Origin of the sequence: Pseudomonas onubensis (assembly GCF_965653655.1) — a bacterium.
Lineage (GTDB): Bacteria > Pseudomonadota > Gammaproteobacteria > Pseudomonadales > Pseudomonadaceae > Aquipseudomonas.
Map to the genome: position 1 here is coordinate 54,469 of NZ_CBFHAZ010000003.1, position 14,669 is coordinate 69,137.

At 61.0% G+C, this 14,669-nt stretch carries 11 protein-coding genes; 6 read left to right on the forward strand and 5 right to left on the reverse strand.

Annotated features, from left to right (window positions below; genetic code table 11):
* The first annotated feature begins 106 nt into the window (after positions 1 to 106).
* From ACTD9P_RS02005 to ACTD9P_RS02015, 3 genes are read left to right on the forward strand one after another with little or no spacing between them, the layout of a single operon-like run.
* On the forward strand, positions 107 to 1,072 hold the full coding sequence (locus ACTD9P_RS02005; protein ID WP_438866472.1) for an HlyD family secretion protein: 966 nt from the start codon (positions 107 to 109) through the stop codon (positions 1,070 to 1,072).
* Positions 1,069 to 3,786, forward strand: coding sequence for a ribosome-associated ATPase/putative transporter RbbA (gene rbbA, locus ACTD9P_RS02010; RefSeq protein WP_438866473.1), 2,718 nt, complete (start codon positions 1,069 to 1,071; stop codon positions 3,784 to 3,786). The genes ACTD9P_RS02005 and rbbA overlap by 4 nt, the downstream gene beginning before the upstream one ends.
* Entirely contained in the window at positions 3,786 to 4,904 is a 1,119-nt protein-coding gene (locus tag ACTD9P_RS02015; RefSeq protein WP_438866474.1) for an ABC transporter permease, read from the forward strand. Before rbbA ends, ACTD9P_RS02015 begins: the two co-directional genes overlap by 1 nt.
* 119 nt (positions 4,905 to 5,023) lie before the next feature.
* Here ACTD9P_RS02015 and ACTD9P_RS02020 read toward each other — a convergent pair whose 3' ends face one another.
* Positions 5,024 to 5,431, reverse strand: coding sequence for a flagellar basal body-associated protein FliL (locus tag ACTD9P_RS02020; protein ID WP_056860760.1), 408 nt, complete (start codon positions 5,429 to 5,431; stop codon positions 5,024 to 5,026).
* 150 nt (positions 5,432 to 5,581) lie between these two features.
* Between ACTD9P_RS02020 and ACTD9P_RS02025 the strand changes: the two genes are divergently transcribed.
* Complete coding sequence (locus ACTD9P_RS02025) at positions 5,582 to 6,559, forward strand: NADPH:quinone oxidoreductase family protein (protein WP_099488362.1); 978 nt, start codon at positions 5,582 to 5,584, stop codon at positions 6,557 to 6,559.
* 310 nt (positions 6,560 to 6,869) lie between these two features.
* On the forward strand, positions 6,870 to 8,207 hold the full coding sequence (gene glpT / locus ACTD9P_RS02030; RefSeq protein ID WP_053258586.1) for a glycerol-3-phosphate transporter: 1,338 nt from the start codon (positions 6,870 to 6,872) through the stop codon (positions 8,205 to 8,207).
* Here glpT and ACTD9P_RS02035 read toward each other — a convergent pair.
* Complete coding sequence (locus ACTD9P_RS02035) at positions 8,204 to 8,857, reverse strand: gamma-glutamylcyclotransferase (RefSeq protein WP_056860762.1); 654 nt, start codon at positions 8,855 to 8,857, stop codon at positions 8,204 to 8,206. The two genes, glpT and ACTD9P_RS02035, sit on opposite strands and share 4 nt — an antisense overlap.
* Positions 8,858 to 8,883: 26 nt before the next feature.
* A complete protein-coding gene (locus ACTD9P_RS02040; RefSeq protein WP_438866475.1) occupies positions 8,884 to 11,271 on the reverse strand; it encodes a TonB-dependent receptor plug domain-containing protein in 2,388 nt (795 codons plus the stop codon).
* A gap of 287 nt (positions 11,272 to 11,558) precedes the next feature.
* Here ACTD9P_RS02040 and ACTD9P_RS02045 point away from each other — a divergent pair, with 287 nt between their 5' ends.
* A complete protein-coding gene (locus tag ACTD9P_RS02045; protein ID WP_438866476.1) occupies positions 11,559 to 12,035 on the forward strand; it encodes a sn-glycerol-3-phosphate transporter in 477 nt (158 codons plus the stop codon).
* A 142-nt stretch (positions 12,036 to 12,177) separates the two neighbouring features.
* Here ACTD9P_RS02045 and ACTD9P_RS02050 read toward each other — a convergent pair whose 3' ends face one another.
* Both ACTD9P_RS02050 and ubiD read right to left on the reverse strand, forming a co-directional pair.
* Entirely contained in the window at positions 12,178 to 13,146 is a 969-nt protein-coding gene (locus ACTD9P_RS02050; RefSeq protein WP_438866477.1) for a CDP-6-deoxy-delta-3,4-glucoseen reductase, read from the reverse strand.
* A complete protein-coding gene (gene ubiD / locus ACTD9P_RS02055) occupies positions 13,146 to 14,612 on the reverse strand; it encodes a 4-hydroxy-3-polyprenylbenzoate decarboxylase (protein WP_438866478.1) in 1,467 nt (488 codons plus the stop codon). The genes ACTD9P_RS02050 and ubiD overlap by 1 nt, the downstream gene beginning before the upstream one ends.
* Positions 14,613 to 14,669: the final 57 nt, after the last annotated feature.

The window sequence follows — 14,669 nt, forward strand, 5'->3', positions numbered from 1 at the left end:
AGCATCTTCACGCCAAGCGGGTTAGGCTTGCGCTTCATTTGACCGGTATCAAGAGCCTTCGGGCGCTACCGGTCAAACTAGGACGCTTATGCCGCAGGATGCAGCCATGTCTACGAATCACACTATGTCGCGCCTTTTCGCCGTTGCGCTGATCACCTTGTTGCTGGGTGCCGGCGGGTTCGGTTATTGGCGATCGACTCAGGACCGCCTGCCCGAAGGCCTGAGCATGGGCAATGGGCGCCTGGAATCCACCGAAGTACAGATCGCCGCCAAGATCCCCGGGCGCCTGGCCGAAGTGCGTGTGGATGAAGGCGACAAGGTGCTCAAAGGCCAACTGCTCGCGCGCATGGACACCCGCACCCTCGAAGCCCAGCGCACCCAGGCCGAAGCCGAAGTGCTGCGCGCCAAGGAGAACTTCGCCGCCGCCGAGGCCAACGTGCAGTTGCGCCAAAGCGAACAACTGCTGGCCAACCAGGAACTCAAGCGCACCCAGGAGCTATACAAGCGCGGCTTCGCCAGCAGCCAGTTGATCGACCAGCAGCAAGCACGCCAGAACACCGGCAACGCGGCCGTGATCGCCGCGCAGGCTCAAGTCAACGCGGTGAAAGCGGCCATCGGCGCGGCACAGGCTCAGGTGGCCCAACTCACCAGCGAAATCGACGACAGCAGCCTGCGTGCGCCCATCGACGGCATCATTCAATTGCGCCTGGCCGAACCCGGTGAAGTGCTCGGCGCGGGCGGTCGCGTTTTACTGTTGATTGACCCGAATGATCAGTACATGAACCTCTACCTCCCCGCTTCCGTCACCGGCCGCCTGACCGTCGGCAGCGACGCACGCATCCTGCTCGACGCCCTGCCCCAGCAGCCGCTGCCGGCGAAAATCAGCTTTGTCGCGGCCAAATCGCAGTTCACCCCCAAAGAGGTGGAGACCCGCGACGAACGCCAGAAATTGGTATTCCGCGTCAAGCTGCGCCTGACTCAACCCAGCGCCGTACCACAAGCCAAACCGGGCATGCCCGGCGCCGGTTATGTGCGCACGGCTGATATCGACTGGCCGGCCAACCTGCAATGACCGACCTGGCGCTGCACGCCACCGGCATCCAACACCGTTACGGCAAGCAACAGGCACTGATCGACATCGCCTTCAGCCTGCCGGCGGGCACCCGCTGTGGGTTGATTGGCCCGGATGGCGCGGGCAAGTCGAGTTTGCTGGGGCTGATCGCCGGGGTTAAGAAACTTCAGGCAGGTCAGCTTGAGGTGCTCGGCGGCTCCATCGAAGATCGCCGCCACCGCAATAGCCTGTACCCGCGCATCGCCTTTATGCCCCAAGGCCTGGGCGGCAACTTGTATCCCGAGTTGTCCATCAGCGAGAACATCCGTTTCTTCGCCACGCTGTTCGGTTTGTCCAAAGCCGATTGCGAGCAACGCATGCACAACCTGCTGCTGGCCACCGACCTCGCACGCTTCGCCGAGCGCCCGGCCGGCAAGTTGTCCGGCGGCATGAAGCAGAAGCTCGGCCTGTGCTGCGCGCTGATCCACGACCCTGATTTGTTGATCCTCGACGAACCCACCACGGGCGTCGACCCACTGTCGCGCCGGCGTTTCTGGGAGCTGGTCGACACCGTGCGCAGCGAGCGCCCACAGCTGACGCTGCTGGTAGCCACCGCCTACATGGAAGAGGCCGAGCAGTTCGAACATTGCCTGATGCTCGATCGCGGCAAGCTGATCGCCGATGGCCTGAGCCGCGAGCTGGCAGCCATCACACCCAGCGGCAAACTTGATGAGGCCTTTACCCATTTCCAGGGTGACGGCGCCCACAACAACCAGCCGCTGGTGATCCCACCGCGTGAAAGCGCCAACACCGATATCGCCATCGAGGCCCACGACCTGACCCTGCGCTTTGGGGATTTCACGGCGGTGAACAAGGTCAGCTTCGCAATTGGTCGCGGTGAGATCTTTGGCTTTCTCGGCTCCAACGGCTGCGGCAAAACCACCACCATGAAAGTCCTCACCGGGCTGATGCCGGCCACCGAAGGCAGTGCCACGCTGCTCGGCAACCCGGTAAATGCCAAGGACCTGGCCACTCGCAAGCGCGTGGGGTTCATGTCGCAAAGCTTCTCGCTCTACGGCGAACTCAGCGTGCGCCAGAACCTGGTGCTGCATGCGCAACTGTTCGACTTGCCCAAGGCCGACAGCGGCCCGCGTATCGACGAGTTGATCCAGCGCTTCGACCTCGGTGAAGTGGCCGAGCAACCCTCCGGTGAATTGCCCCTGGGCCTGCGCCAGCGCCTGTCACTCGCGGTGGCGGTGCTGCATCGCCCGGAAGTGCTGATTCTCGATGAGCCCACTTCGGGCGTCGACCCGGCGGCGCGGGATGATTTCTGGCGACTGTTGGTTCAATTGTCCCGCGAGCAAGGCGTGACGATTTTCCTGTCCACCCACTTTATGAACGAGGCCCAGCGCTGCGACCGCATCTCCTTGATGCACGCGGGCAAAGTGCTGGCCTGCGACACACCCGACGCGTTGCAACAGCAATTCCACGGCGACACCTTGGAGGCCGCGTTCGTTACCTGCCTGGAACAGGCCCAAGGCGAAGCCGAACCTGCCGCACCGAGTAACACCGTCAGCGAAAGCAGCGCGCCGCCCGTCAGCAAACGTGGCTTCAGCATCGCCCGCCTGTTGGCCGTGGCAAGCCGCGAAGGCAAAGAGCTGTTGCGCGACAAAGTGCGCATGGCCTTCGCCCTGCTCGGTGCGATGTTCATGATGGTGATCTTCGGTTACGGCATTTCCCTGGACGTAGAAAACCTCGCCTTCGCCGTCTACGACCAGGACCAGACTCCGCAAAGCCGCGCCTACCTGGAAGCCTTCCGCAGCTCGCGTTACTTCGCAGAACAAGCACCCATCCGCGATGCCAACGAACTGCACCGGCGCCTGCAACGTTCGGAAATCAAACTGGCGCTGGAGATCCCGCCCGGTTTTGGTCGCGACCTGTACGCCGGCCGCCAACCCACGGTAGCCGCCTGGATCGATGGCGGCATGCCGTTTCGCGCCGAAACCAGCCGTAATTACGTAGAGGCGGTGCACCAAGGCAACCTTGCGCAACTGGCCGAACTGAGCAGCCTGCCGCAGAGCAACCCGGCCGCCGCCAAGCTGGAAACGCGCTTTCGCTACAACCAGGACGTGGTCAGCGTGAATGCCATCGGCCCTGGCGTGATGGCACTGATCCTGGCATTCATCCCGGCAATGCTCACGGCCCTGGGCATCGTGCGCGAAAAAGAGCTGGGGTCGATCACCAACTTCTACGCCACGCCGCTGACGCGCCTGGAGTTCCTGCTGGGCAAACAGGCGCCGTACCTGGCGGTGAGCCTGGTCAACCTGGCGCTGCTGGTGGCGATGAACCGCTGGCTGTTCGGCGTGCCCTTCAAGGGCAGCGGCCTGGCCTTGGCATTCGGCGGCCTGTTGTACGTGCTGGCCACCACCAGCATGGGCCTGCTGATTTCCGCGTTCACCCGCACCCAGATCGCGGCGATCCTCGGCACCATGATCATCACCAGCCTGTCAACCATCCAGTTCTCCGGGCTGATCGTGCCGCGCTCGTCGCTGGAAGGCGCGGCCGCGCTGATGGGCATGTTGTTCCCCGCCGGGCACTTCCTGGATATCGCCGTGGGCACCTTCACCAAGGCCCTGGACCTGCGCCAGTTGTGGCCGCAATGCCTGGCGCTGTTCGGGTTTTTCGTCGGGTTCACCGGGCTGAGCCTGATCATGCTCAAGAAGCAGGAGGCCTGATGCACAAGCTCGCTCACATCCTGCGCCTGGGCCTCAAGGAACTCACCAGCCTGCGCCACGACAGCGTATTGCTGCTGTTTCTGGCCTACGCCTTTACCGTGGCGATCTACATGCCCGCCGCCGGTTCGGTGATTGGCGTGCACAACGCCAGCGTGGCCTTTATCGATGAAGACCACAGCGCGCTGTCGCGGCAGATGGCCGAGGCGTTGCAACCACCGGAGTTTCAGCCGCCTGCGCCACTGGCCTACGACCAGTTGGACAAGGTCATGGACAGCGGCGAGTACACCTTCGTGATCAATGTGCCGGCCAACTTCCAGGCGGACCTGTTGGCCGGTCGTCAGCCGGGCGTGCAGGTAAACGTCGATGCCACGGCGATGAGCCAGGCATTTATGGGCGCAGGCTATATCGGCCGGATTTTCCAGCGTGAGTTGCAGCGCTACAGCGGGCAAACCGACGCGTTGGGCAAGACGCCTGCGCGCCTGACCACACGGGCATTGTTCAACACTAACCTGGAAGGCGGTTGGTTTTTAGCGGTGATCCAGATCGTCAACAACATCACCATCCTGGCCATCGTGCTCACCGGCACCGCGCTGCTGCGCGAGCGTGAACACGGCACGCTCGACCATTTGCTGGTGCTGCCGCTGACGGCGCTGGAAATCATGCTGGCAAAAATCTGGAGCAACATGCTGGTGGTGGTGCTGTGTACGTGGCTGTCGCTGGAGCTGGTGGTCAAAGGCTTGCTCGGCGTGCCGCTGGCCGGGTCCCTGAGCCTGTTTTTGCTGGTGACGGCGCTGTACCTGTTTGCCAGCACTGCCTTGGGTATTTTTCTCGCCACCCTTGCGCGTTCGACGCCGCAGTTTGGTTTGCTGGCGATTCCGGTGATCATTCCGATGCTGCTGCTGTCTGGCGGCAGTACGCCGTTGGACAGCATGCCCGAGTGGTTGCAGTGGGTGATGCAGGGCTCGCCGTCGACGCATTTTGTGAGCTTGAGTGCGGCGATTTTGTTTCGCGATGCGGGCGTGGGTGTGGTGTGGCCGGATTTACTGGCGTTGGTGGGGATTGGGTTGGTGTTTTTTGCGGTGGCGCTGGCCAGGTTCAGGAAAAGCTTGGCTTCCTGAGGTGCCTGTAAGGGCCTCTTCGCGAGCAAGCCCGCTCCCACATTTTGACCGCGTTTAATCAGAGGAACACGGTCGAATGTGGGAGCGGGCTTGCTCGCGAAAGGCGCGAAGCGCCCGCTTTACTGGATGATCAGGTTGTTGAAGAGCAGGTCTTCCACCACCGGCTTGCCGGTCTCGTCGTTCATGACTTGCTGGGTTTGCTTCAGGGCTTCCTGGCGCAGTTTTTCTTTGCCTTCGACCGTGCTCATGGCTTCGTTGGTCTGCTGGGTAAACAGCGCCACCAGCTGGTTACGAATCAGCGGGTCGTTGGCTTTGACGGCCGCAGCCGCTTCAGGCCCGGTCACGCGCAGGGCGATGTCGGCCTTGTAGACCCGCAATTTCGCCGTGCCATCCAGGCCGTAGTTGCCCACGAACGGTGGGGTCAGGCTGATGTAGCTGACCTTCGGCGCCTCGCCTTCTTTCGCTTCTTCGGCCTGGGCTGCCATCGGCAAGGTCAGGGCGAGCATCAACAGGATCCACGCTTTCACAGTTCATTCCTCGAATTCGGTTGCCGGGTAGCATAACGCTAGCAAGGCTGAGTACAAGCTTATGGCGACTTATCAGGGCCAGGCATGCTCGTTGACCCACGGGCGTACCCTCCTACACTTATCGGCCACGACGCCAAAAGGAATAGTCCGATGAAAGCTGTGCTGTGCAAAGCCTTCGGCCCCGCCGAAACCCTGGTGCTGGAAGAGATCGCCAGCCCCGCGATCAAGAAGAACGAAATCCTGCTGGATGTGCACGCCGCCGGGGTGAATTTCCCGGACACCTTGATCATTGAGGGCAAGTACCAATTCAAGCCGCCCTTCCCGTTCTCACCGGGTGGCGAAGCGGCCGGCGTGGTCAGCGAAGTGGGTGAAAAGGTCAGCCACCTCAAAGTCGGCGACCGGGTCATGGCCCTGACCGGCTGGGGCAGCTTTGCCGAACAGGTCGCGGTGCCGGGCTATAACGTGCTGCCAATCCCGCCGAGTATGGATTTCAACACCGCCGCCGCCTTCAGCATGACCTACGGCACCTCCATGCATGCGCTCAAACAACGCGCCAACCTGCAACCCGGCGAAACTCTGCTGGTGCTCGGCGCCTCCGGCGGTGTGGGCCTGGCCGCCGTAGAAATCGGCAAAGCCATGGGCGCCCGGGTGATTGCCGCCGCCAGCAGCGCCGACAAACTCGCCGTAGCCAAGGCCGCCGGCGCGGATGAGCTGATCAACTACAGCGAGGCCAGCCTTAAGGATGAGATCAAGCGCCTGACCGACGGCAACGGCGTCGATGTGATCTACGACCCGGTCGGCGGCGACCTGTTTGACCAGGCCGTGCGCGGCATCGCCTGGAACGGCCGCCTGCTGGTGGTAGGTTTTGCCAGCGGGCGCATTCCCGAGCTGCCGGTGAACCTGGCGCTGCTCAAGGGCGCGTCCGTGGTCGGGGTGTTCTGGGGCTCGTTCGCCCAGCGCCAGCCGCAGGACAATGCGGCGAACTTCCAGCAGTTGTTTACCTGGTATGGCGAGGGCAAGTTGAAGCCGTTGGTTTCGCAGGTGTATCCGCTGGAACAGGCTGCGCAGGCAATTAACGACTTGGGGCAGCGCAGGGCTGTGGGCAAAGTCGTGGTCCAGACCCGCTAATCGATTTGGAATGCAATCAACTGTGGGAGGGGCGGTGCGACGATTCGACTTGCTCGCGAAAGCGGTGTATCAGTCACAAATGTCTCGACTGACACGGCGCATTCGCGAGCAAGCCCGCTCCCACATTTTTGATCTCCAGCGTCTCAAAGAATCCAATCACGACCCACACTTATCTATTCGCGACATGTTCGTAAGAGAACATGCAATCACTCCAATTTCCTGTGTTTGCAGATAAGAGGCGATGCTATTTTCGGTAACGAAACTGTAACATTCGCATCCGCAGTCAAAACAAGAAATTTGGAGCTCTTGAATGTTTGCTTTCTTTCGTCCTGCCGCACACCAGGCGCCCCTGCCTGAAGAAAAAATAGACAGTACTTATCGACGGCTGCGCTGGCAGATCTTCGCCGGTATTTTCTTTGGTTACGCGGGCTACTACCTGCTGCGCAAAAACTTCTCGCTGGCCATGCCGTACCTGATCGACGAGGGTTACACCCGTGGCGAGCTGGGCCTGGCCATGTCGGCCATCGCGATTGCCTATGGCTTGTCCAAGTTCCTGATGGGGCTGGTGTCCGACCGCTCCAACCCGCGCTACTTCCTGCCTTTTGGCCTGCTGATATCGGCCGGGGTGATGTTCATTTTCGGTTTCGCACCTTGGGCAACGTCCAGCGTCACCATGATGTTCATTTTGCTGTTCATCAACGGCTGGGCCCAGGGCATGGGCTGGCCGCCAAGTGGACGCACCATGGTGCACTGGTGGTCGCAGAAAGAACGCGGCGGCGTGGTGTCGGTGTGGAACGTGGCGCATAACGTCGGTGGCGGCCTGATCGGCCCGCTGTTCCTGCTGGGCATGGCCTGGTTCAACGACTGGCACGCAGCGTTCTATGTGCCGGCGACCGTGGCATTGGCGGTGGCGGCATTTGCCTTCATCACCATGCGCGACACCCCGCAATCGGTTGGCCTGCCGCCCATCGAGCAGTACAAGAACGACTACCCGGAAGGCTATAACGCCAGCCACGAAGACGAGTTCAGCGCCAAGGAAATCTTCGTCAAGTACGTGCTGCGCAACAAAATGTTGTGGTACATCGCCTTCGCCAACGTGTTCGTCTACCTGCTGCGTTATGGCGTGCTGGACTGGGCACCGACTTACCTCAAGGAAGCCAAGCACTTCGACGTGGATAAAACCTCGTGGGCGTACTTCTTCTACGAGTGGGCGGGCATTCCAGGCACGCTGCTGTGCGGCTGGATGTCGGACAAGATCTTCCGTGGTAACCGTGGCCTGACCGGCATCGTGTTCATGGCGTTGGTCACCGTGGCGACCCTGGTTTACTGGCTCAACCCGCCAGGCAACCCAATGGTCGACATGATTGCGCTGTTCTCCATCGGCTTCCTGATCTACGGCCCGGTGATGCTGATCGGCCTGCAGGCGCTGGAACTGGCGCCGAAAAAAGCGGCGGGCACCGCTGCTGGTTTCACGGGCTTGTTTGGTTATTTGGGTGGTTCGGTGGCAGCCAGTGCAGCCATGGGCTACACCGTGGACCATTTCGGCTGGGACGGTGGTTTTGTGTTGCTGGTGGGCGCGTGCCTGCTGGCGATTGCTTTCCTGATCCCAACACTGTGGCACACCAACAGCGTCAGCTCGGCGCGTTAATTCGCGCCGCAGTCTTTGGCACAACGCTTGAGCCGCGCCTCCAGGTTTTTATCTGGCATGGCGTGGCTACGCAGGGCGTTCACGGTCTGCTCGACATAATCGCGAGTGGTGCCGTAACGCCCGCAAGCGCTTTCCAACACGTGGTTCAGCACGATATCGGGCAGGTTGCCAGCATAGCTGGGCAAGTGCCGCTCCAACACAAACCCCAGCGCCTGCACCTGACTGCCATCTTCCAGGCGGCAGCTGAGCCAGTGCGGCCGGTATGACGGGTACGGCATCTCGCGCTGCCACAAGGCATACAGAGAAGCCTCAAGCTGGTCTTCCGGCAAGCGGTAGGCAAACCCACTGCAAGAACCGCCGCGATCCAGGCCGAACACCAACCCCGGCGACTCCGGCGTGCCTCGATGCTCGTGTGACCACAGGTACAAGCCCCGGTGATAACCATGAACCCGAGCGCGCATGCGCTGGGTCGACGAGCATTCGGGACGCCAGATCAGCGAACCATAAGCGAATAGCCAGACCGGCCCGCCCTTATGCCTGGCCATGGTGGCCTGCATCGAACTCATTAATTGCTCGTGAGTCAGTTGCGGCCCCAGATCGAGCCGCGGAGGGTAAGCCAATTGCAACAGATCGGTTTCAATAACGGTCATGGCGGATCGCTTAGGTCTCCTGCGTGTTACCAGTTGTAAGCAACTTTACCGTAATAAAACGCGCCGCTGTAACCGTACGGCGAAAAAGTGCTATAGGCGAGGTTGCCGCCGCTGCTGGCGTAGGCATTGACCTTCTCCGGGTACTTATCGGTAATGTTGTCGCCGCCCAGGGTGAAGGTCCAGTTCTTGAGCTTGTAGTCTGCCGACAGATCGAGCACCCAGGCGGCCTTGAAGGTCTGGTCGTTGACCTTGTCGGCCTGGTAACTGGTGAATTCACCATAGCGCACCAGGTTGCTGTGCAGCGCCCAATTGCCGTAAGTGAAGTCGTTGCCCAGGCTGAGCTTGTGCTGCGGCGTGGTATCGCCAAGCAAACCGATGCGCTCACGACGGTCTACCCGCACCAGGTTGGCGCCCAGGCTGTCCAGAATCGCCGGGTTGGGCTTCACGTCGGTAACGTTGGTGTGATTGTAGTTGTAGCCCACGGTGCTGTTCCAGCGGATGCCGTTATCGAACGGGTAGCGATAGTTGGCCACCAGGTCGACACCGTCGGTGCTGGTGTCGGTGGCGTTGGTAAAGTAACGGGCGCTGGTGTAGTTGATATTGCCGACACCATTGGCTTGCAGATAGGCAATGGTGGCCGGGTTGAGATTGAGGTTGGACGACAGGCTGATGCGGTCGCGGATGTCGATGCGGTACACATCGAGCGTCACGGTCAGGTCATCGGCAGGCTCCAGCACCAGGCCGAGGCTGTAGTTGCGCGACTTCTCGGCTTTGAGGTCTTCGGCGCCCAACAGGCGGGCAACCTGGCTGTTGGCCGGGAAGGTGCCGGCTTCCTGGATGGTGTTGCCGATCAGCTGAGACGAGGTGTAGGCAAAGTTCTGCTGGGCCAGGGACGGCGCGCGGAAACCATTGGAAATGCTGCCACGCAAGGCCACTTGCGGGGTGAAGTCATAACGTGCCGACAGCGAGCCGCTGACATTGGAGCCGAAGTCGCTGTAGTCCTCATGACGCACGGCGGCCGAGGCGCTGAGTTTCTCGGTGAAGTTGGTTTCCAGGTCCAGGTACTGGGCCCAGTTGTGCCGCGAGGTACTGCCGGCGTCGGCATCGCGGAAGCCACCCAGGCCCGAACTGCCGGTCTGGTAGTAGGACGCCGGTTCACCCGCCTCAATTTGATAACCCTGGCGCAGGTATTCGCCGCCAAAGGCCACCGACACCGGGTACGGTAAAAAACCCACGTCGAACTCACGGGACAGGTCCAGGCTGACCTGGCGCTGGTTATTGCTCAAGGTGCCGTTGTTAAATTTGCGTGGCGTGGCCAGGCCGAGTGAGGTGTTGATGGTTTCGGTGCCCAGTTCGTACTGGTTCTTGCCGTAGTTGGCCGACAGGTCGTAGTGCCAATCGTAGGCCAGCAAGCCGCGCAGGCCGACCACCAGAGACGTGTCTTCCAGGTTGCCCTTGATCAGCGGCAGGTAGCCATTGGGGTTGAGCGCCGGGATGTTGTTGGATGCGTTGCTCGCCCGATAGAACGCCGCCGTTTCGCCACGGCGCTTGCTGTAGCCGCCGAAGGTGTAGAACTCAGCTGCATCGTTGAAGGAATATTCGGAGTTGAACTGGAATTTGCCTTCATTGGTGGCCGGCTCGCCCTGACGGAACACGCGCTGGCCATAGGTGGTGGAACCCACGCTGCCCGGACGGAAGTCGTCGCCAGCGCGGTTGGTGTAGTCGTTGTCGGCGCCTTCGCCCGAAACGTTGATAAAGCCATTGTCACCCAAGGCAAACCCGGTGTTGCCGCTGACGTTGCGCTGGATGCCATCACCCTTCTTGTACTCGCCAAACTTGGTCGAGACAGAGCCGCCGTGGTCGTCGTGCTTGAGGATCACGTTGATCACCCCGGCAATCGCATCCGAGCCATAGCGCGCCGACGCGCCATCGCGCAGCACTTCGATGTGGTCGACCGCCGACAGCGGGATCGCATTCAAATCCGCGGGCGCCGAACCGCGCCCCACAGCTCCGCCCAGGTTGACGAAGGCACTGGTGTGGCGGCGTTTGCCGTTGACCAGCACCAGCACTTGATCCGGCGATAAACCGCGCAACTGCGCCGGGCGTACCAGTTCGGCACCGTCCACCAGGCTTGGACGCGGGAAGTTGATAGAGGGAATCAGGCGCGCCAATACCGCGCCCAGCTCATCGGAACCGGTGCTGCGTAATGTGTCACCGGATATGACATCGATGGGCGACAACGAAGCACTGGCGGTGCGCTCTTGGGCGCGAGTACCCGTGACGATAACAGTGTCGAGTTTTGGTGCATCGGCGGCGGCCGTGTCTGCCGCCAGCACTGGATTGAAGCCCACAGCGGTCAGCAAATTGGCCGACAAAATCGCCGTGTACAGCGCGTGTTGCTTGTAGCTCCCCATACCGCACCCCTAAGAATCAACACTCAGAACTTCACTGCTCTGAGTTCGAACGATCGATCCGGCTGGTGGGCGGTGGCGGTCAGTTATTGGTTATTGGCAAATAGTCGGTAGTCCGTTGCTTATAGCTTAATAAGTTTTTTCCTACATCAGTAATACCGTAATTGCATAAGCATAGGCGAGCAAACCTTCAGCGCAGGTTCAGGCCCCGCAGGACATTTGCCGCCAAACTGTCGACGTTTAGCGACCCTTATTAGCCGCCCCTTCAAAACGACTATCGAGGTCGGACCATGAAACACCTTTTTTCCGGCGCGCTGCTTATGGCCCAAGCCGCCACTGCCCTGGCCTCCGAGGCCGCCGCCAAAGACGACAAGGGCTTCTGGTACGCCCAGACGAGCGTCTACACCCGGCATTTTTCGCCGGACCCAAAGCACAATAACAATCAGGATTTGATCAACCTGGAGCGCAATGAAGCGTCGGGATTGGTGTATGGCGGGGCGACATTTCGCAATTCGTTCAGCCAGCGCTCGTACTACATCTACGCCGGCAAGCGCTACGACATTGGCGACTCACCGTTTTATATGAAGGTGACCGCAGGCGCGCTGCAGGGCTATCGCGGTAAGTACCGCGACAAGATCCCGCTCAACCGTTATGGCGTGGCACCGGCGATCATTCCATCCGTGGGCGTTCACTTTGGCCCGGTGGCCAGCGAGTTGGTGTTGCTGGGCTTCAACGCGGCGATGCTGACGGCAGGCGTGCGTTTTTGAACACATACAAAACAATGTGGGAGCGGGCTTGCTCGCGAAGGCGGAGAGTCAGTCACGGATGTATAAACTGACACGAGGCTTTCGCGAGCAAGCCCGCTCCCACAGTTTGGTCGGCGTACAACAGCTGTTTATTGGGTCGGCTTCAAGGCCGTGGCGCATAGGCAAACACATCGGCGCGCATCTGGTGCGCATCCATCCCGGCGTCCACCAAAGCATCCAAAGTGCCGTAGATCATCGCCGGCGAACCACTGGCGTAGACATGCACGGCCTTGAGGTCGCTGATGTCTTCACACACGGCCTCATGCAGCAGCCCGCAGCGCCCTTCCCAACCGCACAGGTCGCTGACCACTTTGTGCAGGAACAGGTTGGGCAGTTGCTGCCATTGGTCCCAGTGTTCGATTTCGTAGAAGTCTTCCGGGCGGCGCACGCCCCAATACAGGTGAACCGGGTGCTTGAAGCCTGAAGCACGGCAATGCTCGATCAGGCTGTGCATCTGCGCCATGCCGGTGCCGGCGGCGATCAGCACCAGCGGCCCGTCCGGCAGTTCAGCCAAGTGCGTATCACCAAACGGCAGTTCAATACGGGCCATCTGGTTACGTTGCAACTGCTCGATCAGAGTGCGCGCACTGTCCTCGCGCACCAGCACATGCAGTTCCAGCTCACGCCCGGCATGGGGCGCCGAGGCCAGGGAAAACGCCGATTTATCGCCGTTGTCGCGCTCGATCATCAGGTATTGCCCGGCGTGGTAACGCACCGCCTTGCCGGCCGGCGCGCGCAGGCGCACGCGCCATACATCGCCACCGACCTCCACGCATTCACTTAATTGGCACGACAACTTGCGCAACGGCAACTCTCCCGGCGCCAGCACGCCATCCCACAACACAATGCAATCTTCCAGCGGTTCGGCGATGCAAGTGTAGAACTCACCATGGTCACGCACCTCACCGGCTTGCTGCACCCGGCCTTCCACCAGCAGCGCGGCGCACACATGGCACACGCCATTGCGACACGCCTGTGGGCACTCGTAGCCCAGGCGGCGCGCGCCTTCGAGGATTCGCTCGCCAGGGACCAGCTCCAATACGGCGCCGGAAGGTTGCAGGGTTACACGCATCAATCTATTCCCAATTCTTTCCAGATCGCATCAACACGTGCGGTGACGGCTTCATCCTTGACGATCACCCGGCCCCACTCGCGAGTGGTCTCACCCGGCCATTTGTGGGTGGCATCCAGGCCCATCTTCGAGCCCAGGCCGGATACTGGCGAAGCAAAGTCGAGGTAGTCGATGGGCGTGTTGTCGATCATCACCGTATCGCGCTTGGGGTCCATGCGCGTGGTGATCGCCCAGATCACGTCGTTCCAGTCCCGGGCATTGATGTCGTCGTCGGTGACGATAACGAACTTGGTGTACATGAACTGTCGCAAAAACGACCACACACCGAGCATTACCCGCTTGGCGTGGCCCGGGTACGACTTCTTCATGGTCACGATGGCCATGCGGTACGAGCAGCCCTCGGGCGGCAGGTAGAAGTCGGTAATTTCCGGGAACTGCTTTTGCAGGATCGGCACGAACACTTCGTTGAGCGCCACACCGAGAATGGCCGGCTCATCCGGCGGACGGCCGGTGTAGGTGCTGTGGTAAATCGGTTTGATCCGGTGGGTGATGCGCTCGACGGTGAACACCGGGAAGCTGTCGACTTCGTTGTAGTAGCCAGTGTGGTCGCCGTAAGGGCCTTCATCGGCCATTTCGCCCGGATGAATCACGCCTTCGAGGATGATTTCAGCGGTGGCCGGCACTTGCAGGTCGTTGCCACGGCACTTCACCAGCTCGGTGCGGTTGCCGCGCAGCAGGCCGGCGAAGGCATATTCGGACAGGCTGTCGGGTACCGGCGTCACGGCGCCGAGGATGGTCGCCGGGTCGGCGCCCAGGGCCACGGACACCGGGAACGGCTTGCCAGGGTGCTTTTCGCACCACTCACGGAAGTCCAGCGCGCCGCCACGGTGGCTCAGCCAACGCATGATCACCTTGTTGCGGCCGATCACTTGCTGACGGTAGATCCCCAGGTTCTGGCGATCCTTGTTCGGGCCTTTGGTGACGGTCAGCCCCCAAGTGATCAGCGGGCCGACGTCGCCCGGCCAGCAGGTCTGCACCGGTAGCATGCCCAGGTCGACGTCGTCGCCTTCGATGATCACTTCCTGGCACACCGCGTCCTTGACCACTTTGGGCGCCATGGCAATGATCTTGCGAAAGATCGGCAGCTTCGACCAGGCGTCCTTCAAGCCCTTGGGCGGCTCGGGTTCCTTGAGGAACGCCAGCAGCTTTCCGATCTCGCGCAGCTCGCTGACCGACTCGGCGCCCATACCGAACGCAACGCGGTCGGGCGTGCCGAACAGGTTGCCGAGCACCGGGATATCAAAGCCGGTCGGGTTTTCGAACAGCAGCGCCGGGCCCTTGTTGCGCAAGGTGCGGTCGCAAATCTCAGTCATTTCCAGCACCGGGGAAATCGGCACCTGGATACGTTTCAACTCTCCGCGCTGCTCAAGTTGCTGCACGAAATCCCGAAGATCCTTGAATTTCATTAACCATGCCACCCGTAAAATAGGCGTACATCCTACCTGCTCTTACGAGCGCTGGCA

Bases quoted from the DNA above. Each gene is read 5' to 3' on its own strand.
- glpT (WP_053258586.1), top strand. From the start codon at position 6,870: ATGTTTGCTTTCTTTCGTCCTGCCGCACACCAGGCGCCCCTGCCTGAA.
- ubiD (WP_438866478.1), bottom strand. From the start codon at position 14,612: ATGAAATTCAAGGATCTTCGGGATTTCGTGCAGCAACTTGAGCAGCGC.
- rbbA (WP_438866473.1), top strand. From the start codon at position 1,069: ATGACCGACCTGGCGCTGCACGCCACCGGCATCCAACACCGTTACGGC.
- ACTD9P_RS02015 (WP_438866474.1), top strand. From the start codon at position 3,786: ATGCACAAGCTCGCTCACATCCTGCGCCTGGGCCTCAAGGAACTCACC.
- ACTD9P_RS02025 (WP_099488362.1), top strand. From the start codon at position 5,582: ATGAAAGCTGTGCTGTGCAAAGCCTTCGGCCCCGCCGAAACCCTGGTG.
- ACTD9P_RS02005 (WP_438866472.1), top strand. From the start codon at position 107: ATGTCTACGAATCACACTATGTCGCGCCTTTTCGCCGTTGCGCTGATC.
- ACTD9P_RS02040 (WP_438866475.1), bottom strand. From the start codon at position 11,271: ATGGGGAGCTACAAGCAACACGCGCTGTACACGGCGATTTTGTCGGCC.
- ACTD9P_RS02035 (WP_056860762.1), bottom strand. From the start codon at position 8,857: ATGACCGTTATTGAAACCGATCTGTTGCAATTGGCTTACCCTCCGCGG.
- ACTD9P_RS02045 (WP_438866476.1), top strand. From the start codon at position 11,559: ATGAAACACCTTTTTTCCGGCGCGCTGCTTATGGCCCAAGCCGCCACT.
- ACTD9P_RS02050 (WP_438866477.1), bottom strand. From the start codon at position 13,146: ATGCGTGTAACCCTGCAACCTTCCGGCGCCGTATTGGAGCTGGTCCCT.